We start from the raw sequence: 23906 nt of genomic DNA, 5'->3' as shown, positions 1-23906 counted from the left end.
ATATTTTACACACAAAGTGTGACACAGGTATGAACATCCGGAAAAGTGACGCCGGGTTATTCATTACGTCTCTCTCCCGGCTGCGATTTCTCGCAGGCAATGGGAGAGTATACCAGAATTTTTTTAATCGGGCGTAAAGTGGCGTAAATGCTGAACTGTTGCCAGCCATGCCGCTGCCCACCCGATCATTGCCGCCACCAACAATAACAACAGGGCTTCATCAAAGGAAAACCCGCTGATACTGAATGTCGTGCCAAATACTTTCGCCACATCTCCGGCCGCAGACGCAAGACGCAACACTAATACCTCAGACAGTATCAGCGATAAAAATGCGCCACTGAAGCCCAGCAAGGCACCACCATACAAAAATGGTCGCAGAATAAAACCATCAGTTGCACCAATCAATTTTTGTACATTGATAGTATCTCTCCGGGCAAAGATACTGAGGCGCACACTGTTACCAATCACCAGGAAGACTGCCGCAACCATCAGAATACCAATCATGGCCGAAACATTGCCTACCAACTGGGTAATAGCGACCAGGCGTGTAAACCACCCGTCATCCATACGCACTTCATCTATACCATGGATACGGGAAATACGGTCTTTAAGCGTAGTCAGAGATTGCGTATTCTGAAAATCAATTTTGGGCACCACAACAGCCACTGCTGGCAGTGGGTTTTCTTCCAGCATATCCAGCGCGCCACCAAAACCAGACCAGTTACGGAACTCACCCAGCGCTTCATCGCGCGTCAGATAGTTGACTTTATCGACGCCAGGCTCTGCCTGGATTTGCCCCACCACTTGCTGTGCCGCGTTATCGTCGAGTGTTTTCTCGAAATACACAGTAATTTGTGGCGAAGGGTAATACTGGCTTGCTGCTTCACTGACATTTTTGTAAATGATATAGCATACACTGGGTAACGTCAGTGAAATGGCAATCACCATTACCGTCAGAAATGTGGCAAAAGGTTTACTGCGCAGGTCAGCCAGTGCCCCCTGCCAGGCGTAACGCACCTGTTCATTAAATACATTACGGTTACCCGGCTTCCCTCGTTTATTGCCCCCTTTATGGCGGGCTTTCACATTACGGGAAGCCGGTGTTGCGCTTTTGGCCGCCCGGTCCTTAAAGTCCTGCAATTTATTGCCGAAGCGACGTATACGCTTCAGCGCATCATGCTTATTCACCCGCAACGCCTCCATGCAAATGCCCGTCACTAAGTGTCAGCACCCGGTAAGGGCGGCTGTCAATCAACGCCGTATCATGGGTTGCCATCAATACCGTCACCCCAACGCGGTTAAATTCTTCGAACAGACGCAGAATGCCTTCCGACAATGCATTATCCAGGTTACCGGTGGGTTCGTCCGCCAGCAAAACGGCAGGCTTATTCACCACCGCCCGGGCAATACCGACGCGCTGCTGTTCACCACCAGATAACTGGATAGGGAAATTTTTCGCTTTGTCCAGCAGACCGACTTTATCCAGCGCTGCACTAACCCGCCTGCGGATATCTTCCACCCCGGCTCCAGCGATAATCAGCGGGATAGCGACGTTGTCAAACACAGTGCGGTCCATTAGCAGGTGGTGATCCTGGAAGATCATGCCAATCTGGCGGCGCAGAAACGGGATTTCCCGATTTTTCAGCCTGCTGATCTCATGCCCGCTAAACCAGATCTTTCCCGCGCTCGGGCGTTCAATGCCACAAATGAGCTTGAGCAATGTACTCTTCCCGGCGCCAGAGTGCCCGGTCAGAAATGCCATCTCGCCTGGTTGCATATGGAGCGATACGCCCTGCAACGCCTGTCTTCCTCCGAGATAAGCTTTGCTGACATGTTCAAAGCGAATCATCTTTAATCCTCTCGGGCAAATAATGCCTCAATAAAATCGTCCGCTTTAAACGGACGCAGGTCTTCAATACGTTCACCCACCCCAATATAGCGAATTGGAATGCTGTACTGGTCAGCAACCGAGAAGATAACTCCCCCTTTCGCAGTACCATCAAGCTTCGTGAGCGTGATGCCACTCAGACCTACTGCTTCATGGAACAGCTTCGTCTGGCTGACTGCATTTTGCCCGGTACTGGCATCAATTGTCAGCATCACTTCATGGGGTGCACTTTCATCGAGCTTTTTCATCACCCGGACAATCTTTTTCAGCTCTTCCATCAGGTGCGCTTTATTCTGTAAGCGACCGGCGGTGTCGGCTATCAGCACATCAACATGACGAGCCTTCGCTGCCTGAATGGCATCAAAAATCACCGAAGCGGAATCCGCGCCCGTGTGTTGTGCAATCACCGGAATATCATTACGCTGACCCCAAACCTGCAACTGCTCTACAGCCGCCGCACGGAAAGTATCCCCTGCCGCCAGCATCACTGATTTGCCCTGCTGCTGGAACTGGCGCGCCAGTTTACCAATGGTGGTGGTCTTGCCTACGCCATTCACCCCAACCATCAGAATAACAAACGGTGTTTTCCCTTCGATATCCAGCGGCTGGTCTACTTTTACCAGGATTTCCGCCATCTCTTCTTTCAGTAACCCGTACAGGGCTTCTGCATCACGCAGTTGTTTCCGGGAAGCGCCTTCCGTAAGGTTGGTGATAATTTTACGAGTGGTTTCCACCCCAACATCCGCGATGAGCAGTTGTTCTTCCAGTTCCTCGAACAAATCATCATCGATTTTTTTGCCGCGGAACAAGGAGATAAATCCGGAACCCAGATTCTGGCGCGTTTTAACCAAGCTACGTTTCAGGCGGGCAAAGAAACCTTCTTTAGTGGGTTTTTCCTGCTCAATGGGTTCAGAGAGTACTTCTGCTTCTGCTTCTGCTTCTGCTTCTGCTTCTGCTTCTGCTTCTGCTTCTGCAGGAAGCTGTGCGGCTTCCGCAACCTGCTCAACTACACCGGCAGCAACCATGTTGTCGGTATCTTCCACTGCCTCAGCGGTTGTTACTGGCGTTGAATGCTCAACACCAGCATCTTCCGCATCCTTTTCAACAGCCTCGTCTTCAACAACCTTTTCTTCAACAAGGTGTTCTTCACTGGCATTATCGGGCGATGACGTCAGTTCAGCAGATACGCCGGTTTCACTTTCTGTAGCCAGTTCTGCCACATTGCGCGCATGTGCATCTTCAGCGGGTGCAGCCGCTTCAGGCTCTGCCGCCTGCTCTGCGCCCACCACACTGTCACTGCCCTGTAGCGCAGCCGCTGCGTCGCCTTCCCGGGGGGTTGCGTCCTGCTCAGCAACATCCTGTTTTTGTTCTTCTTCCGCAGCCTTCTGGCCAAAGCCCAGCCAGGAAAACAAGCCACGTTTTTTTTCTTTTGCCATCGGCGACCACACTCCTCGCTGCTGATTCATGGCGATGCCCCGCATGCCTTCAGCAGGGACCCAAAATGGAAATAATTGAATGAGACAGTCTATCACTTTCCCGTCAAGTGAGCACTCCGGCAGATGCTATCCCGCAAGGCTGGCTGCAAAATGCAGCAGGTTAATCACATAGCCGGAATGGATGGAGGTTTCCCCATTGCGCGCTCGCCGCTAGAATAGCCGCAACATCCTTAAGCTCAGTGCGATTTATGAAGAAAAAACAAACTAACGGCGCCGGCCAGATACGTATTATTGGCGGGCAATGGCGGGGGCGTAAACTCCCGGTGCCAGACAGCCCCGGCCTGCGTCCCACCACAGACCGGGTGCGGGAGACAGTGTTTAACTGGCTGGCACCCTATATTGTTGATGCGCACTGCCTCGATTGTTTTGCCGGAAGTGGCGCACTGGGTCTGGAAGCGTTATCCCGCTACGCGGCCAGTGCGACATTGCTTGAACTGGAACGCAGCGTAGCTACACAGTTGCAAAAAAACCTGGCAACGCTCAATGCCAGTAACGGTAAAGTGCTGGCGGCCAATACACTGGCACACCTTGCACAACCCGGTTCACCGCACAATATCGTGTTTGTCGACCCTCCGTTTCGTAAAGGGCTGCTGGAAGAGGCATTGCAATTACTGGAACACAATAACTGGTTGGCCCCAGACGCAGTGATTTATATTGAGAGCGAATCAGAACATGGGTTACCCGCAGTGCCTGGTAACTGGGAATTACACCGCGAAAAAACGGCCGGGCAAGTGGCCTATCGCCTTTACTTGCGCAAAGCACAAGGAGAACAGAATGCTGATTAATCTGGGCCGCCTGCTGATGCTCGGCGTGTGGGGGTTTATGGTATTGAACTTGATCCACCCCTTTCCTAAGCCGCTGAACTACTTTATGAATGTGGCGATGGTTTTCACGTTTTTTATGCATGGCCTGCAAGTCACTTTGTTGAAAGCAAGCCAGGGTAAAGACTCCCCAAAAATCGGCACATTGCAGCAAACACGCATCTTTTTGTTCGGCGTATTCGAATTGCTGGCCTGGCAAAAGAAACAACAAAAAAAACCATGATGCCTGTATTCAGGGTGCTGGCGTAAATTCCAGAAACCGGGTGCCCTGGTAATGCAACGTACCATGGTCGCCAACGGACACGGCGTGGTATTGCTGCGCCGTTACCCGAAAGCGCATTTCCACGCCACCCTGCGGCGCACGAAAACCCATCTCATAGCGCACAGTATCCGCAGGCGAGGAAACTTGTTGTTCGCGTGAACGCCGTTTCGTTACCGGCACTTCCCGCTTACTGGACACCACCATCGTTTTAAGACTGACTGGCGCTCTGTCATTTTCGGCATCCTGGCGGCGCTGCTGCAAGTAACGTAACGAAGCAAGAACCACGATTACCGCAATAACAGCAACGAAAAAAAATGGCGGTTTACTCATACCTTTCCCCAGTGATACAACGAGTTTCAGACTACTCTGTGCTTAGTGGTGTTGTCAGCCAGGCACTTTGCCGCCCAGACTTTAACAAGGAAAGGTCGCACAGGTATATGCGCCAGCCCTTTTTTTTAGCCCATCAATCCAGACAGGGAGAGTGACTATGCTTTGGTCATTTATTGCAGTGTGTTTTTCTGGTTGGCTGTATGTTGATGCGTCCTACCGCGGTCCTGGATGGCAACGCTGGCTGTTTAAACCCGTCACGTTGTTACTGTTGCTACTGCTGGCCTGGCAAGCTCCCATGTTTAATTTAATGAGCTACCTTGTGCTGGCCGGAGTGGTGGCTTCTATGGCAGGAGATGCCTTACTGCTGCTGCCCACCCAGCGCTTTATTTATGCCCTTAGTGCGTTCTTTCTGTCGCACCTGCTCTATACAGTCTGGTTCGCCAGCCAGATGAGTTTCAGTTTTTGGTGGCCAGTGCCGGTAGTGCTGGCAGTTTTGGGTGCCCTGTTACTGGCAGTTGTCTGGAGCAAATTAGGAGAACTGCGCTGGCCTGTCTGTGCGTTTGTGGGGATGACACTGGTCATGGTATGGCTGGCGGCAGAGCTCTACTTTGCCCGCCCGGTGGATACCCGCTTTTCGGCCTTTGTTGGTACAGCGTTGTTGTTAATCAGCCATAGCATCTGGCTATTCAGCCACTTCAGGCGGCGTTTTACTGCAGGCCGGGCAATAACTGCGGCATTCTATTTCGCCGGGCATTTCTTAATTGTTCGCTCGCTCTATCTGTAAAATGGCAACGGGAAAGCGTAAGACAGTTTTCCCCTTTCCCCTTTTCCGTTAGCAAAGGTGAACGCATTTTTTACTTGACTCTGGAGTTGACTCCAGAGTTTAGCATTAATACAGGCCCTGCTTTTTTACCGGAGACTGTATGCGTATCTCACCGCCACCCACTTCATCCCAGCGCCAGGTTCCGTCATTGAGTACTGCCCGGCTTAAGCCTGTTGCGTCATCGGCAGAACAATCCTCCTGTTGCCAGGGTAAAACGGCCTGTTGTGCCGCAACAGCAAATGCTGAATCCGAGGCCGGCAAAATGCAGGCAGCCAGCCAGCGTTTTCAATGGCGAGTGGAAGGAATGGACTGCGCAGCCTGCGCCAGAAAAGTTGAGACGGCCGTACGCCAGCTCAGTGAAGCAAAGCAGGTGCAGGTCGTATTCTCCAGTGAAAAACTGGTTGTAGATGCCGATAGCGATATTCGCAAACAGGTTGAGCGTGCGGTCAATAACGCGGGTTACCGTTTACACAGCAATACCCGTCCCGCCGTGTCAACCCACACATGGCGCGATTATCTGCCATTGTTTGTGCTAACCGCCATGATGCTCTGTAGTTGGGCTGTTCGCGCATTTTCACCCATAGCCGGACAGGTAGCCTTTATCCTGACCACGCTGGTTGGCCTGTGGCCAATTGCCCGCCAGGCGTTTAAATCCATAAAAACCGGCAGTCCATTCAGTATTGAAACCCTGATGACAGTTGCTGCCCTTGGGGCGTTATTTATTGGCGCCACGGCTGAGGCTGCAATGGTTCTGCTGCTATTTATGCTGGGCGAGCACCTGGAAGGTTACGCCGCACAACGAGCCCGCAGTGGTGTCAGTGCGCTCATGGCGTTAAAACCCGATACCGCCACGCGCCTGCAAAATGGTCAGCGAGAGACAGTTCCGGCAGAATCGTTGCGCCCAGGCGATATTATTGAAATCGCCGCAGGCGGGCGGCTTCCGGCAGACGGTACATTAAATGATGATATCGCCAGCTTCGATGAAAGTGCGCTTACTGGCGAATCTGTTCCTGTCGTTCACCGGCAACATGATGTTGTACCTGCGGGGAGTACCAGTGTGGAGAACCGGGTAACACTCACCGTCGTATCCCGTCCGGGAGAGAATGCCATCGACCGAATTCTCAACCTGATTGAACAGGCGGAAAGCCGTAAAGCGCCAGTCGAGCGTTTTATTGACCGCTTCAGTCGGGTTTACACACCGCTGGTTATCCTGCTGGCACTCCTGACAACATTACTTCCGCCTTTGCTGTTTGCAGCGCCCTGGCAGGAATGGATTTATAAAGGGCTGACCTTGCTATTAATTGGTTGCCCCTGCGCGCTGGTCATTTCCACTCCAGCGGCCATTACCTCTGCGTTGGCAGCAGGTGCACGTTTTGGCGCTTTGATTAAAGGCGGCGCAGCACTGGAGCAACTGGGCACCGTACGCCATATCGCCTTTGATAAAACCGGAACATTAACCCTGGGCAAACCATCAATTGTTCACACTGAAATCTGCGCTGAAATCAGTGAAAATGAGTTATTGCGCCTGGCAGCAACTGTTGAACAAGGTGCCACGCATCCACTGGCACAGGCGATTGTAGCCGCCGCCCAACAGCAACAGTTGGTTCTTCCCGAAGCCCTCAATCAGCGGGTCATTCCTGGCAAGGGTATTCAGGCACAGATTAACGGTGAAGATTATTTTCTGTGCGCGCCAGATGCCGCACCCGGTGGTGTTCTCACACCACAACACAGCGCAGCCATCACTGCACAGGAAACAGCCGGGCGAACATTGATTCTGGTTGTAGCACTCACTTCCCATCAATTACTGGGCTACTTTGCCCTGCAGGATACCCTACGCCAGGATGCCCGTAATGCCATTGCCAGGCTGGAGAGTATGGGGATCCGTGGCACAATGTTAACCGGCGATAACCCACGAGCCGCAGCCGCTATTGCCCAAGAAACCGGGCTTGAATTTCAGGCTGGTTTATTACCCGCCGATAAAGTGGCAGCGGTAGCTCGTCTGCGCGAACAGGGTACCATCGCCATGGTAGGAGATGGTATCAATGACGCTCCGGCAATGAAGGCCGCAACGACAGGCATTGCCATGGGGAACGGAACCGATGTCGCGCTGGAAACCGCTGATGCCGCCATAACTCACAGCAACCTTAGTGCTTTACCCGACATGATTCGTCTGGCACGCGCTGCGCACAACAATATCCGCCAGAACATCACCCTCGCCCTTGGCCTGAAGGGTATCTTTCTGGTCACCAGTTTATTGGGTATTACCGGGTTGTGGATGGCTGTGCTGGCGGATTCCGGCGCTACGGCGCTGGTGACATTAAATGCCTTGCGGCTGTTACGCCAGCGCGCCCGGTAACAGAATCAGTGTTGTTTACGCAGCAGGTAGCGGTAGGGCAGGGTTTCTGTGCTCTGGGCTACCAGCTCGTGCTCCATAAACCGACAAAAACCGGGGATATCGCGAGTGGTTGCCGGGTCGTCGGCCAGGATCAGCAATGTTTCACCGGTTTGCATACCACGTACCGTTTTGCGCACCATCATTACCGGTTCCGGGCAACGCAGCCCTTGCGCATCAAGCGTATGGTCAGGGCTGGAAAACAGATTTGACATAGTTTTCTCTAAAAAGTCATAAAACCAGGCAGTTGATAAGCCAGCGTATACCAGCCAGCTATCATGGTTTTTTAAAAGAACAGAGTGGTAAATCAGAATTCTGATTTACCATTTATTACGATGCACCTTACAGCAAAACCGTGCGAGTCTCTGCCTGTAAGTCTCAGGCGCTCTAGTTTACGCAGAGCACGCAACAGCGCAAGCAGCGTGAACGATTGCGTTAAAATTAACCATTGCAAAACTTGCTCAACTGCGTATCATTCGGCGGTTTTCCTCGCTATGGCGCATATCGTGCCAGGCAAACCAGTGACTGGGTTCCCTCACCCCAGCAAACAAAAAGGTGACATTGATGATTCGTTTTACCGCAATCCAGCGCATGCATGCGCTTTTTTGGCTTTCGTTGTTCCACTTGCTGGTGATTACCTCCAGCAACTACCTGGTACAGCTCCCGGTTTCCGTGTTTGGTTTTCACACCACCTGGGGTGCCTTCACGTTCCCGTTTATTTTTCTGGCAACTGACCTGACCGTGCGTATTTTTGGCGCGCCACTGGCCCGGCGGATTATTTTTGCTGTAATGGTTCCTTCATTACTGATTTCCTATGTTATCTCCTCGCTGTTTGCCGATGGTGCCTGGCAAGGGTTTAGTGCGCTGGGGCATTTCAATCTGTTCGTTGCCCGTATTGCTGCCGCGAGTTTTATGGCCTACGCTCTGGGGCAAATTCTGGATGTTCATGTCTTTAACCGCCTGCGCCAGAGCCATTACTGGTGGCTGGCACCCACGGCATCCACCTTTTTAGGCAATATCAGCGATACCCTGGCATTTTTCTTTATTGCGTTTTGGCACAGCCCGGATCCATTTATGGCACAACACTGGGTCGAAATTGCACTGGTAGACTACAGCTTCAAGGTTCTTATCAGTATGGTCTTCTTCCTGCCCGCCTATGGTGTACTGCTCAATGTGGTGTTGAAAAAGCTGGCAGACAAATCTGATTTAACAGTGTTGCAAGTCCATTAAGGGACGCGCTTTTTTCTTGTGGTAAACTGGGCGGATAGCCATCATGGCTGTTTAACTCAAAGGAAGATGTCAATGCGCAACCTGGTAAAATATGTCGGTATTGGCCTGCTGGTCTGTGGGCTGGCAGCTTGTGACAATAAAGACAGCAATACGCCAACAGCAAATAATGCTGCCCAGAGTCAAAAAGCACAGAGCAACACGGTCTCGTTACTCGAAGGCAAGCTGAATTTCACCTTACCGGCGGATATGAGCGACCAGAGCGGGAAACTGGGCACTCAGGCCAATAATTTGCATGTGTACTCTGATCCAACCGGGCAATCCGCAGTCATTGTGATTGTGGGCGATAAGAGTGTGGATGCACTGGATGTACTGGGCAAGCGCCTGGAAAATGAACAACGTGACCGCGACCCGCAACTACAGGTTATCGCCAACAAGTCTGTAGAATTACATGGTCATACTTTCCAGCAACTCGACAGCATTATCTCAGCAAAAGGCCACACAGCCTGGTCTTCTGTTCTGCTGGGGAATGTGGACAATAAACTGGTCACCATGCAAGTAACCCTGCCTGCAAACAATCAGCAGCAATCGCAGGTTGTTGCGAATAATATTATCGGCAGTGTTGAAGTGAAATAACGCATTACGATTAGCCGGCCTGTAATGCGGGCCGGTTTTTCATTCGCCAGGTTAGCAACAACCCGATTCCCGAAAGCCCGGCCGCACCAAAGTAGATAGCCGGAACACCCGCCCATGCCATCACTAATCCGGCAAGTGGCCCGGTAATCCCCAAAGACATATCCATAAATACGGTATAGGTCGCCAACGCACTCCCCTGATTTGGTTGCGGCACGGCTTTGACCGCCACCACACCCAATGAAGGAAAGACCAGCGAGAACCCGGCGCCCGCCAGTAAAGCTCCCATGTTCGCCACCCAGGGGGACATTGAGAACCCTACCAGCACCAAACCCACAATCTCTATGCTCAGACAGCACATTGCGACAAACACACCACCCCGGCGGTTAATGGCATTGGGAAATAACAACCGTGCCCCAACAAATGCACTGCTGAACAACGTTAGAGCAAAGGCGGCATCAGACCACCCTTTCGCCTGAAAAAACAGCGTAATGAAAGTGGCGATAACCCCAAAACCGGCCGACCCCAGTGCCAGAACCAAACCATACACCCATACTTTGCCCAGCACGGCGCGAAACGGCAGGGGTTTTCCCTTACTAGCCTTCACATGAGGACGGGGAAGCGCCAGCAAGATTGCCAGCAATGCCACGCCCATAATCACCAGTGCCAGCAGAAACAACCCACCCAGGTGGTAAATCCATACACCGAGCGGGGCCCCCAGCGCCATGGCGCCATAAGTGGCAATACCATTCCACGAAATCACTTTGCCTATTTGCGCCGAACCAACCACCCCCACGCCCCACAAAGTTGACCCTGTACCGGCAAAACTTTGCCCAAGGCCGAGAATAACCCGACCCAGGCACAATGCGGCAAGGCTCACGGCAGGCAGGTGTTCAAAATTAGCGGCCAGCAGGTAACATGCGCCACTAAGCAGGCAACCGCATAACCCAAGAATAACCACGCGTTTGGGGCCGAAGCGGTCAGCCGAACGGCCAGAGTGCGGGCGGCTAAGTAAGGTCGCAAAATATTGCAGGCTGATAACCAGGCCAGCCCAGAAAGCACTGAACCCCATAACGTCATGGACATAGCCCGGTAACACGGCCAGGGGCAGGCCAATTGTAAGGTAGCTGGCAAAGTTGAACATAACGATGGAGCCGATGCGCAAATTCAGGCGCGCACCACTGAGCGGGGCTTCTGAAACAGGGGCTGACATGGCAGGTTACCGGAAATAATAAGTTACCAGGTAATTCACTATACCCTGAAAATACATGGGTTTCTTCGATTATTCGGTGTGAATTACTGCTGGCGGCGCACCACAGTTTCCCCCGGCCAGATAACCAGCGTAACACCTGCCATAATGGATAACACACCCAGCAAATTGAGCCAGGAGAAGGTATCGTGCCAGCCGGGCAACCAAATTGCCGCAGCCCACACTAATATGTAGCTCAGGCTTAACAGAGAATAGGCTTTACTCAATGGCAGTTTCTTCAGTGCGCCATACCAGCACACCATGGAAGCCAGATAGCCACCAATCCCCGCCACCAGCCACAGGCTACCTGGTGCAATATGAAGCATAGCCAGAAGAAAATCAGGCAATGGCCAGACGGCCGGTAAACGGCTCATAGCCAGCTTCATTGCCAGTTGAGCCGCGGTGACTAATAACACGCTACATAAAGCCAGCAAATACCCCATTACACGCCACCGCTCAGCAAAATAATTCCAAGAATAATCAGTACAATACCCAGCCAGTGCCGCGGTGTTAAACGCTCGCCCCAGATCCAGTGTGCCGCCAAAGAAACCCAGATAAAGTTCAGGCTCATCATAGGGTAAGCCAGGCCAACCGGCACTGACTGCAGTACCACCAGCCACACCAGTAGCCCCAGCCCCATTGCGACCAGCGCCATAAATAACCACAGCCAGGCACGATGGCGCCCGGCTGAACCTGAAGGTAAACAGGCTGCCTGTTTTTGACATAGTTGCCCCAGGCAACTGAGCAGGCTGGCAATAATTATTCCGCTAATACCCATTATTTTTGGTGATACAGATAAAGGACAAAGCGCCCCTGATGAACAATCGCATCTGGTTTGGGGACAGCCTGCTCACCAACAACTTCGTGCCGCGAAAGCAGCATCACCAGTGCAACACTACCTTGCTGGCGGTGCTGGCTGAGCCAGGCGGGGAAGTCCGCCGTTTGTACCAACCGCCCCTGGGCATCCGGGTAGCTCATGCCATACTGCAGTTCACCCGGAGAGCCATACATATTGATATCACTGCGCTTTAAGCTCCAGGCAATCGCAGAAGCCGTTCCCACATTATTACTCAGAATATAGCGGCTTCCCGCCAGTTCGCTTTGGACATTTTCCACAAAGGCTTGCGGTTGTTTAGAGTCAATAACCTGATCCGGGATCGCCGCACCTATCAATAACGCCAGCCCGAGTGGGCATAATGCGGCCAGTTGCCAGCGTGGTTGCCAGCCACGGGAAGAAATCCAGCCAACCAGCGCCCAACATACAAAGGCGAGCACAGCACAAAACACTTTAAACAACTCGGTGGTTTGGTAGAGCGGGTGTTTTGCCAGACCAAAAGGCGCCAGCACTGCCAGTACCGCCAGCACACACACGCCCCCAAAGCCGATATTAATCCAGCCATTCAGACGACGAATAGCTGGCGAGGCCACCTGGGCATAATGAGCCAGCAGAATGGCTAATGGGGCAAAGCAAGGGAGAATATAGGTGGGCAATTTCCCTTTAGCGATACTGAAAAAGAGAATCGGCATCACCACCCAGCCCAACAAATAAACCGCGCCAGAATGGCTGTGTCGCTTTACCCAACCGGCTTTCAGTGCGCCTGGCAGATAAGCGAGCCAGGGCAGCGTACCGGCCAGTATGAAAGGCAGATAGTACCAAAATGGTGCTTTATGCTGGGCGTTGCTCTCAGCAAAACGCTGAATATGTTCCACCCAAAAGAAATAGTGCCAAAAATCAGGCTCCAGACGAGCGATGGCCAGTGCCCAGGGCAGTGTAATTAACGTGGCGCTGATTACTGCCAGCGGTCCGAATATCAACACTTCTTTCCAGCGTTTATGCACCGCCACCCAGGGTAAAACCCCTATCACCGGCACAGCCAGTGCCAGGAAACCTTTGGTCATCACGCCCATACCACAGGTCAGGCCAAGTAACAGGTAGCCACCGATTTTTCCCCTGGTGGTCTGCGCTTCACTGGCAATCCAGAAACTGCACATTGCCGCAGTCAGCCACAACGTTATCATTGGGTCGAGAACCGCATAGGTCCCAATGCCATACACCAAAAAGCAGGTGAGAAAAATAACGCCGGACATCACGGCTGTGGCGGTATCTTTCCAGATTCGTTTCGCCAGCCAGACCACCATCAGCGCACTGAGTGTAATGGAAAAAACCGAACCAAACCGCACCGCAAAATTATTATGACCAAATAACAGTTGGCTCAGGTTATTGATCCAGTACCCGGCAATCGGTTTTTCGAAATAACGCACTCCCAGAAAATGGGGATCCACCCAGTTTCCTGCCGCCAGCAGTTCACGGCTGATTTCGGCATAGCGCGTTTCATCAGGTTGCCATAACAGGCGGAACTCAAGGGGCAACAGGTAATACAATGCGTAGCAGGCCAGCAGCACAAACAGAGTCTTTGTTGATTTCATCAAGATTACCGTTAAACAGGTTGTTGGCATCCCAGCCAGCCTTCACGGCCAGCAATTTCATTTCGGTAGATTTGCCCGGCAGGTAACAGCGAGCTATCTTCAGGCAATAAAGCGGAAAGTGGGCAAAACTCAATGCCCTCACGCCGGGCCTGGTCAAGAAGTTGTTCGAAGAGCGGGTTAAAAATAATCCCTTCAACCTCAGCATGAATGGTGTAAACCGGAACTCCTTTATCAGCGTGAATTTTATCCAGTAAAAACCGGTTAAAACCTGAAGCATCAACAGACTGGCCAACCACTTCATCCCAGGTTGGCAGGGTGACCGGGATTTGCACTGTCCCCCGGGAGCCATCATCCAGCACTGGCGTGAACGGCATACGACCGCGGCAATCACTGTTGTAGAGGAAGCCGAACGGTTGTTTGGCGGCCACTACACGCTGGTCGGCACGCCAGCCAGCCACTGCGGAGCAGGTAACCGGCGCACCAATAATCTGCTCCAGCGCGTCTTTGCCCTGGCGAATATGGTCTGCGAGTTTTTCCTGTGACCACACACCCGCCCAGGTTTGCCAGGCAAAATGATCCCACGCATGCAGACCCACTTCATGGTGCCGGGCAGTTTCACGAATCACTTGCTGGTTAGCCTTACCAATCAGTTTTCCCGGCCAGGCGGTACCAGCCAGCAGGATATCCAGCCCATACAAAGAAGCCGCGCGTGAACGCAGCATCTTCCACAGAAATTTGGGTTTTACCAGCCGCCACAAATGGCGGCCCATATTATCCGGCCCCACGCTAAAGAAAAAACTGGCCTGTATTTGGTACCGGGCCAGGCTTTCCAGTAGACGAGGAACCCCGTCACGGGTTCCTCGCAGGGTATCGACATCAATTCGCAAACCTACGCGTTTCATGCCTTCTCTTCCGGAAGTTCCACCGTGCGCAGGAAGAAATCCAGCGTTTCATCAATGGTGCGTTCCATTTCTACGCCAGGTGTCCACCCCAACAGACGTTGTGCGTTACGAATACTGGGTTTACGGTGTTCAACATCCTGGTAGCCTTTACCGTAATAGGTGCTGCTTTCTACCTCACGGAAACCGGCAAATGGAGGGAAATGTTTGCGCAGTGGATTCCGCTCGAAGCTTGCCAGCAACATCTCCGCCAGTTCTTTAATACTGGCTTCGTTTTCCGGGTTACCAATGTTGATAATCTGCCCGTCACATTTATCATCTTTGTTCTGGATAATCCGGAACAATGCCTCAATACCATCGCTGATATCGGTGAAACAACGTTTCTGGCGACCACCATCAATAAGCTTGATAGGCGAGCCTTCAACCAGGTTCAGAATCAACTGTGTGATAGCACGAGAACTACCAATACGCGCGGCATTCAGGTTATCCAGACGTGGCCCCATCCAGTTAAACGGGCGGAACAGGGTAAAGCGCAGACCTTCTTTCTCACCGTAAGCCCAAATCACCCGGTCGAGTAATTGCTTGGACACAGAGTAAATCCAGCGCTGTTTGTTAATTGGCCCAACGATCAGGTTCGAGTGGTCTTCATCGAACACCGGATCGGTGCACATGCCATACACTTCTGAAGTAGACGGGAAAATAATGCGTTTTTTGTATTTCACGCAATCACGGATAATTTTCAGGTTCTCTTCAAAATCCAGTTCAAATACACGCAGTGGGTTACGGGTATATTCAATTGGCGTGGCAATTGCAACCAGCGGCAGCACAACATCGCACTTCTTAATGTGGTACTCGATCCACTCAGAATGAATACTGATATCCCCTTCAACAAAGTGGAAACGCGGGTTATCGAGGAAGCGGCTGATAGCATCAGAACCTATATCCAGCCCGAAGATTTCGTAGTTTTCATCCTGCAACAGGCGTTCAGTCAGGTGGTTGCCAATAAACCCGTTAACCCCAAGAATCAGTACCCGGGTACGACGTTTTGCAGCAACGACAGGCGCATGGCTTAAAATAGCGCCTTCAACTAAACCCAGTGTCTGGGCCAGTTGCCCACCTTGCATATACACCCCGTTGTCTGCCTGCCCGGTGACAATTTCCAGTGCACCGGAACCACAGGCGACGACCAGCGGTGAGGTAGATAACACCTTGCCCGCACGCGCTGCAGGGTAGCCATCAACCAGACGGGATGACCAGACCACAAAGCGGGTTATCCCGGCATAGCTGAATGCCCCGGGCCAGGGGTGAGCAACAGCACGCACCAGGTTGTGTAAATCTTTGGCATCCCGGCTCCAGTCCAGACGGCCATCTTCCGGTGTGCGGCGGCCGACATAACTGGCCTGGCTGTCATCCTGCGCGCGACCAGGTGCATTCCCCGCGCTAATTTTTGGCAGAACATCGTTCAACAACTCACGAGCCTTAGCCGTGAGTTTGTGATGCAGGCTCAGTGCGTTATCTTCTGGCGCAATGGCAACAACAGCCTGCGCAATAATGTCCCCGGCATCAGCCCGGCTAATCATTTTGTGCAGTGTCACGCCGGTTTCTGTTTCGCCATTAACCAGCACCCAGTTCAGTGGCGCGCGCCCACGGTACCTGGGCAATAAAGAACCATGTAAATTGAATGCGCCAGCCGGGGCACATTCAAGAATGTCCTGGCAAATCAGGTTGCGGTAATAGAATGAGAAAATCACATCCGGTGCCAAAGCCCGAATGCGGTCAACCCACAGAGGATGGTTCACATCATCCGGCGCATATACCGGGATGCCACGCTCTGCGCCAATACGCGCAACAGAGCCAAAAAACGGGTTCTCTCCGGCGTTGTCCTGATGGGTGAAAATAGCACTGACTTCATAGCCAGCCTCTAACAGAGCGCTGAGCCCAACACACCCCATATCATGGTACGCGAACACGACGGTTTTCATTCTTGTTCATCCTCTTGAGATTCTTGATGAGTACTGCTCACAACTTGCTGAATAAAGTAACGGGGACGGGCACGGACATCGTTGTAGATCCGCCCGATATATTCGCCTAACAGCCCCATACCAATAAACTGGGCACCAATAAACATGAACAACACGGCAAATAACGGGAATACCCCTTCTGCACCCCATTCCGGGCCTAAGATCAGCCGCAGCGCTACTAACAGCACAGCGAACAGGAAACCGAGCAACGCAATAACACTGCCAAACACACTCAGCAAACGTAACGGTGTGGTTGTCAGGCAGGTCACCAGGTCGTACATCAGGTTAATAAGACGCATAAAGCTGTATTTAGAATCGCCGTGTTCGCGTTCTGCGTGCTGAACCGGGATTTCCGCAGTCTTGCGGGCAAAAGTATTGGCAAGAATAGGAATGAAGGTACTGCGCTCGTGGCAATGCAACATGGCGTCAATAATATGGCGGCGGTAAGCACGCAACATGCAGCCGTAATCCCCCATTGCTTTGCCGGTAGCGCGCTGAATAAGACGGTTAATCATGCGTGATGCCGTTTTGCGGAACAGGCTGTCCTGGCGGTTTTGCCGTACCGTACCCACTACGTCATAACCCTCGCTGGCTTTCGCTACCAGGCGGGGAATCTCTTCCGGTGGGTTTTGCAAGTCAGCATCCAGAGTTATTATCAAATCACCGCTCACATGGCTGAACCCGGCCATAATCGCGGAATGCTGACCGTAATTACGGTTGAGTAATACCGCCACCAGATGGCTTCCGGGCTGCTTTGCGGCCTCGGTCATTAACCGGGCTGAGTCATCACTACTACCATCATCAACTAATAAAACTTCCCAGTCGCAAGGCAACTGCTGGCAGGCAGCTGTTGTGCGCTGGATAAGCTCGGGAAGGCTTTCCTGTTCATTATAAACCGGGATAACCACCGAGACTTTTTGTATTGTGGACATAACTAAACCTCAACAACCTGCAATGTCGCGCAGTGCAGTAATCACCCGGGTGACATCGTCATCTGTCATATCGGGGAATAACGGGATAGAACAAATACGGGCACTGTTCCATTCGGTATTTGGCAGCACCAGTTCTGGAAAGCGTTCGCGGTAATATTTCTGGGTGTGAGCGGCGCGGAAATGCAAACCAGTTCCAATATTGCGGGCTTTAAGCTCTGCCATTAAGGCATCACGGGAAATCCCACACTGTGCTTCATCCACCCGCAAAATAAACAAGTGCCAGGCATGTTCATGGGGCCATTCGGGTAGTGCCAGGGGTTGATACGGTGTATCCGCCAGTTCACGCCGGTAACGTTCAGCAATGGCTTTGCGGCGCTGGTTGAGTTGCGGCAGTTTGTCAAGCTGAACCAGAGCGATGGCCGCATTGATATCAGTGAGATTGTATTTGTAACCAGGGCTGATAACCTCTGCCTGAGGAGCTCGCCCATGCGTCTGGCGATCATAGGCATCGACCCCCAGGCCGTGAAACTTCAGGCTGCGAATCTGCCGCGCGAGTTGCTCGTCATCGGTGACCACCAGGCCACCTTCCGCGCAGGTCATGTTTTTGATAGCGTGGAAGGAGAAAATTGCCGTACCACTGCGCCCAACATGTTCACCCCGATAGTATGTGCCAGCCGCATGAGCCGCGTCTTCAATCACGGGAACACCATGTTTTTTCCCCAATGCACGTATCGCGTCAAGGTCTGCAGGAGCACCAGCATAATGCACGGGAATAATCGCTTTGGTTCGGGGAGTCAGAGCAGCCTCTATCGCTTCAGGCGTGACCATCAATGTGTCTTTATCGACATCAATCATTACTGGTTCAGCGCCCAACAGGCAGATCATATTGAGTGTGGACACCCAGGTGAGGGAAGGCGTAATGACTTCATCACCCGGGCCAATACCCAGAGCCATCAGGGTGACATGCATCCCACCCGTCGCCGAACTGACAGCAATCGCGTGTTGGTTACCTGTCAACCGGCAAAAAGCAGATTCCAGAGCTTCGTTCTTCGGACCAGTGGTAATCCACCCCGAAGAAAGTACATCAGCAATTGCGCTCAGTTCAGATTCGCCTAATGCCGGGCGTGAGAACGGCAGAAACTCACTCATGCATTGTTTCCTTTACTATCATCCAATAATAAGTGCGCATTTAGACATGCGTAGTTATTATTTTGTTCCAGGTTAGATAAATGGCGCTATAACAAAGCGCATCCGTGTATCAACCACACCTCAACAGCAGTAAACTAACAGCTGTTTCTTAGAAAAGACTTAAGGTGGGGCTACCAACCAAACTGACCAGCTCCGCATGTAAGCACTATCAAGTTTGATTAAAAATCAGAAAGTTGCAAGATGATTTGTGAGTATTTTTAAATATTTCACATGTAATAAAATGACACTAAAGGAAATATAAAGAATTAAGCGAAAACCCAGTGATGAATGGCAAAAAACCGTGACAGGCATCACATTTATCATTGATATTTAATCACTTCGCCATTCCACTACCATAATTACCATCTTGATAATTTTGATACTCTTTCAGTAAGAAAAGTAGCAAATAACCTAACGCGAGGTGCTAAAAAGCGGCTATGTAAATATACGGCATTTAACGGTGCGGCAGGAATTTTCCCTCCAGGGAGAATCTCAATTAAACGCCCGGCTCGCACATCGTCGTCCACATCCCAGATTGATTTTATCACGATGCCGCCCCGCGCAATGCCAGCTCATGCGCAACAGCACCATCATTGCAGACATAACGTCCCTGCACTTTCACCACAGGAGATAAATCCATGAAAATTGATTTTTCGGGGAAAACAGCACTGGTTACCGCATCCACAGGTGGAATTGGTTTTGCCATTGCCCAGGAACTGGCTGCCAGCGGCGCAGCCGTTATTCTGAATGGCCGCAGTGAAGAGAGCGTCGCGAAAGCTACCCGTAAGCTGCAGGATGCAGTGCCTGGTGCAAAATTACAGGGTGCGGCCGCTAATCTGCAGGATGCAACCGGAGTTGATAACTTACTGAAACAACTGCCCGCGGTTGATATTTTGGTGAATAACGCAGGAATTTACGGGCCGCAGGATTTTTACGAAACCGATGACGCCACCTGGGAAAATTACTGGCAAACCAATGTGATGTCTGGCGTTCGTCTGTCACGCGCGCTGTTACCGGCCATGACAAAACAAGGCTGGGGGCGAGTGGTGTTTATTTCGTCCGAATCATCCCGCAATATCCCGGCAGACATGATTCATTATGGCGTAACCAAAACCGCGCAACTCGCTCTGGCGCGCGGGCTGGCAAAATACGTAGCCGGTACTGGCGTTACGGTGAATAGTGTTCTGCCTGGGCCGACGATTTCTGATGGCTTTGCCACCATGATGAAAGATGAAGCTGAACGGACAGGCAAGTCGCTGGAAACACTGGCGAAAGAGTTTGTCATGGCTCACCGCCCTTCTTCCGTGATTCAGCGTGCAGCCAGTGTTGAAGAAGTGGCTAATATGGTGGTGTATATCTGTTCGCAACAGGCGTCTGCCACATCAGGTGCCGCACTGCGCGTCGATGGCGGCGTAGTGGACGACATTCTGTAATTGCACAGCGTGGACAGCACGCTGTTCCCCCGCAGCAACTACTGACAGGCATTTTCGGGTGCCTGCTAACTCACAGAGCCACATCACCGCAATCCATTCAAAATTATTGAGGGCTAATCTCAAATAAATGTCATTTTCATTTCCATAAAATTTTATTATGATCACTTCAACCAGAATTTATGCGATGGTTCACAAATCACAGACAAAAAACCTGCACACAAATTAATCAATTTTTTTGTATGAGTTAAAAAAAACAACCCTGTCTGTTTTACGCATAAGTCTTCTTAATTTTAACGTCAGGCCAGGCTGGCCTGTCTCTCACCAGATGGTCGCTGAGGGAACAGCCGGAAGAAGTCGCCTGCGGGCGGCTTTTTTCGTTATATAGCCCGCCAGCATAGCCTTCCCTGGCTACGACAGAAAACCAGCATCCACCAGCACGCAGCTATTCACCGGTACCAATACGGCCAGTTGGAAATACGTGAGGCGTGTGCCTTTTACCCGCCCAGTCCCTTAAGTGTGTTTATGGAAAGGCACAGGTGTAGTTCAACGCCACCGTTAATGGCTTGTGCATTAGCGGCGTACTGCAATCGCTTCAATTTCCACACCCGCATCTTTCGGTAACCGGGCCACTTCCACACAGGAGCGCGCCGGGAAAGGTGCCTGATGCTCACGAAAAAAGGATTCATACTCTGCATTTACTAAAGAAAAATGGTTGAGATCCTTAACAAAAACAGTTGTTTTTATAATATCTGCCACCTGTAAACCGCTGGCTTCAACAATTGCCCGAACATTTTCCAGAGACTGGCGGGTTTGTTGCTGTATATCTTCAGGCATCTCACCTGTTAGCGGGTTAAGCGGGATTTGCCCGGAAGTCATCACCAGTGAACCAAGATCCACACCCTGAACATAAGGCCCAATTGCGGCAGGTGCCTTTGACGTTGAAATTGCTGACATATTCACGACCTTGTTAAAAACGAGATTATTATTGACCCGAGAGTTCAGTAGTACGGCGCACCGCCGCCAGCACACTGCTTTGCAAACCAGCGGCAAAATCGCTCTTATTCAGTTCATATAAACCATTAATACCCACTCCGGCTGGCGAATTGTTGATATCCATTAACTGGCGCGGGTGGCAACCCGTTAATTTCAGCATGGATACAGCGCCGACCAGATTTTCCCACACCACTTGCGTTGACTGGGCGCGGGTTAACCCGGCCAGCACACCTGCATCAGCCAGTGCTTCAACAAAGTAATAAACATAATTCACCCCGGCGACAGCGAACCCGGTAAAGGTGTCTATCAGGCGCTCTTCCAGCAACATGACCTTGCCAAAGCTTTCCAGAAACGGCATTAACGGCGCACTGTCAACGTGAGCGTTAAACGCCACCCCGCTGTATCCCAGCCCCGTGTCAGTCAGCGTGTTAGGAATAATTCGCGCCACAGGGCGGTTTTCCCCCAGTAGTAATGCCAGGCGGGCCAGCGTCACACCCGCGATAATCGATACCACGGTTGCCCGAGGACTTGCGTGCTGGTTAATCAACTGAGCAACACCCGGGATATCATCCTGTGGACGTACGCCGATTACGATGTAATCTGCCGCTGCCAGCGCATCGGGCAAGGCCTGCGTATTGCTTAACCCATAGCGAGCGTTAAGCGTTGCCACCCGCTCAGGGTCGATATCCGATAGCGTAATTGCATCAGGGTTGACGGCTTCGCGTTTCAGGGCCGCGCGAATAATAGCTTCGGTCATCTGACCGGCACCAATAAAGTGAATCTGGCTCATCGTTAATCCTCTGAATTCACAGCAACAGGATTTAATGACTGCTCAACCAGCGATACCCAAAGACCAATACCGGGGGCAATAAGTTGGTCATTAAAATCGTAATAAGGGTTATGTAATGAAGCGCCGGGCGTTGGGCCATCGGCCCCCAACCAGAGGTAAGCCCCCGGGCAGGCTTCGAGCAGGTAGGCAAAATCTTCCGCAGCCATTGAAGGAGGAAGTTGAGTATGCACCTGAGTGATACCTGGCGTGCCGCGCGCTGCACGGGCAAGGGTTTCCGCCTGCTGCGCGTGATTGACAGTAACGGGGTAGCCATATTCCCAGTGAATTTCCCCACGCACCCCGAACGGCCCGGCCAGTTGCTCCACATAATCCGCCATCAGTGCCTGGCACCGCGCGCGTGCACGCTGGCTCAGGCAGCGCAACGTTCCGGAAAGTTGCATCGTTTGTGGAACGACATTAATCGCTTCACCTGCCTGGAGTTGTGTCACGCTTATTACAGCGCTGTCCAGCGGGGAAAGACGTCGCGTGGTAATAGTTTGCAACGCTGTAATCAGGTGCGCACCGGCGAGCACCGGGTCGGCGCCTTTTTCTGGCATAGCGGCATGGCACCCAACACCGGTGAGAGTAATAAAAAAGTTATCCTGTGAGGCCATCATTGGCCCAGGGTTCACCGCCACTTCTCCCACAGGCAAACCGGGCCAGTTATGCAATGCGTAAACGGCTGACATCGGGAAGCGGTCAAACAACCCTTCCTCCACCATCAGGCGGCCGCCACCGGCATTTTCTTCTGCTGGCTGAAAGATAAAACAGACAGTTCCCTGAAACGCACGGGTCTGGCTTAAATAACGAGCAGCCCCCAGCAATATTGCTGTGTGCCCGTCATGACCACAGGCATGCATGGTTCCGGGGGAAGCCGAACACCACGCCGCTGTATTGTTTTCCTGGATGGGAAGCGCGTCGATATCGGCACGAATACCAATTACCGGTCCTTCGCCATTGCGCAACACCCCAATAATCCCGGTGCCAGCCATACCGGTATGCACTTCAAGCCCGAAGGTTTCCAACAACTCACTGATTTTGGCTGAAGTACGAAACTCCTGCAGACCGATTTCCGGGCAGGCATGAATTTCACGCCGCCAGGTAATCGCCTGCTGAATAATATCTTCGGGAATTGGCTGCATATTTCCTCTGCATTGTCACTGCACAACGCCAGCGCGTTGCACAGGAATAAAATCGCTGTCGCGAACAGATGCTCCATTCGCTCGATCATCAGGTCAGTAAATTTCCCTGCAGATATCAGGGTTTGCCGAAATAAATCCGGGCCAGACCTTCTTTGGTTACTTCAATGGCATGCTCAGCACTCAATGAAATATGCTGTTCAATCAGTGCCACGCCTTTTTCAATATCGCGCTGGCGTAATGCGGCAATAATATCGACATGCTCGTCATACGCGTTATTGCGCCGCACGGGAGTTTCTAAATCAATGCGCCGAAAGAAGCGGCTCAATGAATTGAGGCTGTCGAGCATTTCGTATAACCGGCTGTTATGAGAAATACGGGCGATTTCCATATGGAAGCGCTCATCAATTTCAGCAATTTTGGCCCAGTCCTGGTCATTTTGTGGCGGGCGATGCTGGCTTACTTCTTCCCAGATAGCCGTTGTCGCCGCAATCTCGTCGTCCGTCGCCCGCTGGCAGGCAAAGCGAAAAGTGGATTGTTCGATGACCATGCGCACTTCGTACAACTCTCTGACGCCTTCAGGTGTCAGATCGCGTGAATAGAACCCTTTATTAGGGACGAAGTTCATGAAGCCATCTTTAGCCAGCCGGTTCAGTGCTTCCCTCACCGGGGTACGTGACACACCCAGTTGTGCGGCAAGCTCAACTTCATTCACCCTCTCACCCGGGCGAAAGTGGTAATCAATCGCCAGCCCTTTCACTTTCTCGTAGACTTTTTCTACGCTGTCGGCGCTACGGGATTTCTTTTTAATAGTAACCACATTATCCCCTTACTTTTCCCTTAACGCAGCCGCACACCATGTGAATAAATAAACCAGCGGCACAGGTTATTTCACCGAATATTTTTATTGATAGCACAGCAAAA

The 23906-nt window shown here is 51.9% G+C and carries 24 protein-coding genes; 7 read left to right on the top strand and 17 right to left on the bottom strand.

Annotated features, from left to right (window positions below; translation table 11 throughout):
• Positions 1-123: 123 nt before the first annotated feature.
• From ftsX to ftsY, 3 genes are read right to left on the bottom strand one after another with little or no spacing between them, the layout of a single operon-like run.
• Positions 124-1203 carry a permease-like cell division protein FtsX gene (gene ftsX, locus MPHASIOC01_RS01805; RefSeq protein WP_369936959.1) on the bottom strand — a complete coding sequence of 360 codons (1080 nt, stop codon included), beginning with the start codon at positions 1201-1203 and terminating at the stop codon, positions 124-126.
• Positions 1181-1849 carry a cell division ATP-binding protein FtsE gene (gene ftsE / locus MPHASIOC01_RS01800; protein WP_064597852.1) on the bottom strand — a complete coding sequence of 223 codons (669 nt, stop codon included), beginning with the start codon at positions 1847-1849 and terminating at the stop codon, positions 1181-1183. The genes ftsX and ftsE overlap by 23 nt, the downstream gene beginning before the upstream one ends.
• Positions 1850-1851: 2 nt before the next feature.
• Positions 1852-3324 carry a signal recognition particle-docking protein FtsY gene (gene ftsY / locus MPHASIOC01_RS01795; RefSeq protein WP_353614995.1) on the bottom strand — a complete coding sequence of 491 codons (1473 nt, stop codon included), beginning with the start codon at positions 3322-3324 and terminating at the stop codon, positions 1852-1854.
• Positions 3325-3572: 248 nt separating this feature from the next.
• On the opposite strand from ftsY, the gene rsmD reads away from it, so the two are divergent.
• Together rsmD and MPHASIOC01_RS01785 are read left to right on the top strand one after the other, a co-directional pair.
• Positions 3573-4169, top strand: a complete 597-nt coding sequence (gene rsmD, locus MPHASIOC01_RS01790) for a 16S rRNA (guanine(966)-N(2))-methyltransferase (RefSeq protein WP_353613822.1) — start codon at positions 3573-3575, stop codon at positions 4167-4169.
• Positions 4159-4428, top strand: coding sequence for a DUF1145 family protein (locus MPHASIOC01_RS01785; RefSeq protein ID WP_036114227.1), 270 nt, complete (start codon positions 4159-4161; stop codon positions 4426-4428). Before rsmD ends, MPHASIOC01_RS01785 begins: the two co-directional genes overlap by 11 nt.
• A gap of 9 nt (positions 4429-4437) precedes the next feature.
• Here the strand turns inward: MPHASIOC01_RS01785 and MPHASIOC01_RS01780 are convergent, their stop codons facing one another.
• Positions 4438-4797 carry a DUF2500 domain-containing protein gene (locus MPHASIOC01_RS01780; RefSeq protein ID WP_064597849.1) on the bottom strand — a complete coding sequence of 120 codons (360 nt, stop codon included), beginning with the start codon at positions 4795-4797 and terminating at the stop codon, positions 4438-4440.
• Between the two features lie 157 nt (positions 4798-4954).
• On the opposite strand from MPHASIOC01_RS01780, the gene MPHASIOC01_RS01775 reads away from it, so the two are divergent.
• Both MPHASIOC01_RS01775 and MPHASIOC01_RS01770 read left to right on the top strand, forming a co-directional pair.
• Entirely contained in the window at positions 4955-5581 is a 627-nt protein-coding gene (locus MPHASIOC01_RS01775; protein WP_064597848.1) for a lysoplasmalogenase, read from the top strand.
• A gap of 139 nt (positions 5582-5720) precedes the next feature.
• The gene (locus tag MPHASIOC01_RS01770) at positions 5721-7976 is read left to right on the top strand and encodes a zinc/cadmium/mercury/lead-transporting ATPase (RefSeq protein ID WP_353613821.1); all 2256 of its coding nucleotides are present in this window, start codon (positions 5721-5723) and stop codon (positions 7974-7976) included.
• A gap of 5 nt (positions 7977-7981) precedes the next feature.
• Here MPHASIOC01_RS01770 and tusA read toward each other — a convergent pair whose 3' ends face one another.
• The gene (tusA, locus tag MPHASIOC01_RS01765; protein ID WP_064597844.1) at positions 7982-8227 is read right to left on the bottom strand and encodes a sulfurtransferase TusA; all 246 of its coding nucleotides are present in this window, start codon (positions 8225-8227) and stop codon (positions 7982-7984) included.
• Between the two features lie 349 nt (positions 8228-8576).
• Between tusA and MPHASIOC01_RS01760 the strand changes: the two genes are divergently transcribed.
• Positions 8577-9242 carry a 7-cyano-7-deazaguanine/7-aminomethyl-7-deazaguanine transporter gene (locus tag MPHASIOC01_RS01760; RefSeq protein ID WP_064597842.1) on the top strand — a complete coding sequence of 222 codons (666 nt, stop codon included), beginning with the start codon at positions 8577-8579 and terminating at the stop codon, positions 9240-9242.
• A 72-nt stretch (positions 9243-9314) separates the two neighbouring features.
• Complete coding sequence (locus MPHASIOC01_RS01755; RefSeq protein ID WP_064597840.1) at positions 9315-9875, top strand: DcrB family lipoprotein; 561 nt, start codon at positions 9315-9317, stop codon at positions 9873-9875.
• 10 nt (positions 9876-9885) lie between these two features.
• On the opposite strand, the gene MPHASIOC01_RS01750 is transcribed toward MPHASIOC01_RS01755, so the two are convergent.
• From MPHASIOC01_RS01750 to arnB, 8 genes are all read right to left on the bottom strand, one after another.
• Positions 9886-11085, bottom strand: a complete 1200-nt coding sequence (locus MPHASIOC01_RS01750) for an MFS transporter (protein ID WP_353613820.1) — start codon at positions 11083-11085, stop codon at positions 9886-9888.
• Positions 11086-11168: 83 nt separating this feature from the next.
• Positions 11169-11564, bottom strand: a complete 396-nt coding sequence (gene arnF / locus MPHASIOC01_RS01745) for a 4-amino-4-deoxy-L-arabinose-phosphoundecaprenol flippase subunit ArnF (RefSeq protein ID WP_353613819.1) — start codon at positions 11562-11564, stop codon at positions 11169-11171.
• The gene (gene arnE, locus MPHASIOC01_RS01740; protein WP_064597837.1) at positions 11564-11899 is read right to left on the bottom strand and encodes a 4-amino-4-deoxy-L-arabinose-phosphoundecaprenol flippase subunit ArnE; all 336 of its coding nucleotides are present in this window, start codon (positions 11897-11899) and stop codon (positions 11564-11566) included. Before arnE ends, arnF begins: the two co-directional genes overlap by 1 nt.
• A complete protein-coding gene (gene arnT / locus MPHASIOC01_RS01735; protein ID WP_353613818.1) occupies positions 11899-13548 on the bottom strand; it encodes a lipid IV(A) 4-amino-4-deoxy-L-arabinosyltransferase in 1650 nt (549 codons plus the stop codon). The genes arnE and arnT overlap by 1 nt, the downstream gene beginning before the upstream one ends.
• Before the next feature lie 11 nt (positions 13549-13559).
• The gene (arnD, locus tag MPHASIOC01_RS01730) at positions 13560-14450 is read right to left on the bottom strand and encodes a 4-deoxy-4-formamido-L-arabinose-phosphoundecaprenol deformylase (RefSeq protein WP_064597835.1); all 891 of its coding nucleotides are present in this window, start codon (positions 14448-14450) and stop codon (positions 13560-13562) included.
• Entirely contained in the window at positions 14447-16429 is a 1983-nt protein-coding gene (gene arnA, locus MPHASIOC01_RS01725) for a bifunctional UDP-4-amino-4-deoxy-L-arabinose formyltransferase/UDP-glucuronic acid oxidase ArnA (RefSeq protein ID WP_064597833.1), read from the bottom strand. Before arnA ends, arnD begins: the two co-directional genes overlap by 4 nt.
• Complete coding sequence (gene arnC, locus MPHASIOC01_RS01720; RefSeq protein WP_064597831.1) at positions 16426-17400, bottom strand: undecaprenyl-phosphate 4-deoxy-4-formamido-L-arabinose transferase; 975 nt, start codon at positions 17398-17400, stop codon at positions 16426-16428. The genes arnA and arnC overlap by 4 nt, the downstream gene beginning before the upstream one ends.
• A gap of 9 nt (positions 17401-17409) precedes the next feature.
• Positions 17410-18549: a UDP-4-amino-4-deoxy-L-arabinose aminotransferase gene (gene arnB, locus MPHASIOC01_RS01715; RefSeq protein WP_064597829.1), complete on the bottom strand. Its 1140-nt coding sequence runs from the start codon at positions 18547-18549 to the stop codon at positions 17410-17412.
• A gap of 677 nt (positions 18550-19226) precedes the next feature.
• Between arnB and MPHASIOC01_RS01710 the strand changes: the two genes are divergently transcribed.
• Complete coding sequence (locus tag MPHASIOC01_RS01710) at positions 19227-20021, top strand: SDR family oxidoreductase (RefSeq protein WP_353613817.1); 795 nt, start codon at positions 19227-19229, stop codon at positions 20019-20021.
• A gap of 570 nt (positions 20022-20591) precedes the next feature.
• Here MPHASIOC01_RS01710 and MPHASIOC01_RS01705 read toward each other — a convergent pair.
• The 4 genes from MPHASIOC01_RS01705 to MPHASIOC01_RS01690 form a co-directional block, all read right to left on the bottom strand.
• Positions 20592-20975, bottom strand: coding sequence for a RidA family protein (locus MPHASIOC01_RS01705; protein WP_064597825.1), 384 nt, complete (start codon positions 20973-20975; stop codon positions 20592-20594).
• Positions 20976-21003: 28 nt separating this feature from the next.
• Positions 21004-21804, bottom strand: coding sequence for a pyrroline-5-carboxylate reductase (locus MPHASIOC01_RS01700; RefSeq protein WP_064597823.1), 801 nt, complete (start codon positions 21802-21804; stop codon positions 21004-21006).
• Between the two features lie 2 nt (positions 21805-21806).
• Positions 21807-22985: a M20 aminoacylase family protein gene (locus tag MPHASIOC01_RS01695; RefSeq protein ID WP_064597821.1), complete on the bottom strand. Its 1179-nt coding sequence runs from the start codon at positions 22983-22985 to the stop codon at positions 21807-21809.
• 115 nt (positions 22986-23100) lie between these two features.
• Positions 23101-23802 carry a GntR family transcriptional regulator gene (locus MPHASIOC01_RS01690; RefSeq protein ID WP_064597819.1) on the bottom strand — a complete coding sequence of 234 codons (702 nt, stop codon included), beginning with the start codon at positions 23800-23802 and terminating at the stop codon, positions 23101-23103.
• Positions 23803-23906 lie beyond the last annotated feature (104 nt).

Source organism: Mangrovibacter phragmitis, assembly GCF_040429585.1.
GTDB lineage: Bacteria > Pseudomonadota > Gammaproteobacteria > Enterobacterales > Enterobacteriaceae > Mangrovibacter > Mangrovibacter phragmitis.
Note: the sequence above shows the minus strand (reverse complement) of the source record. Positions and strands in the feature narration are given on the sequence as shown.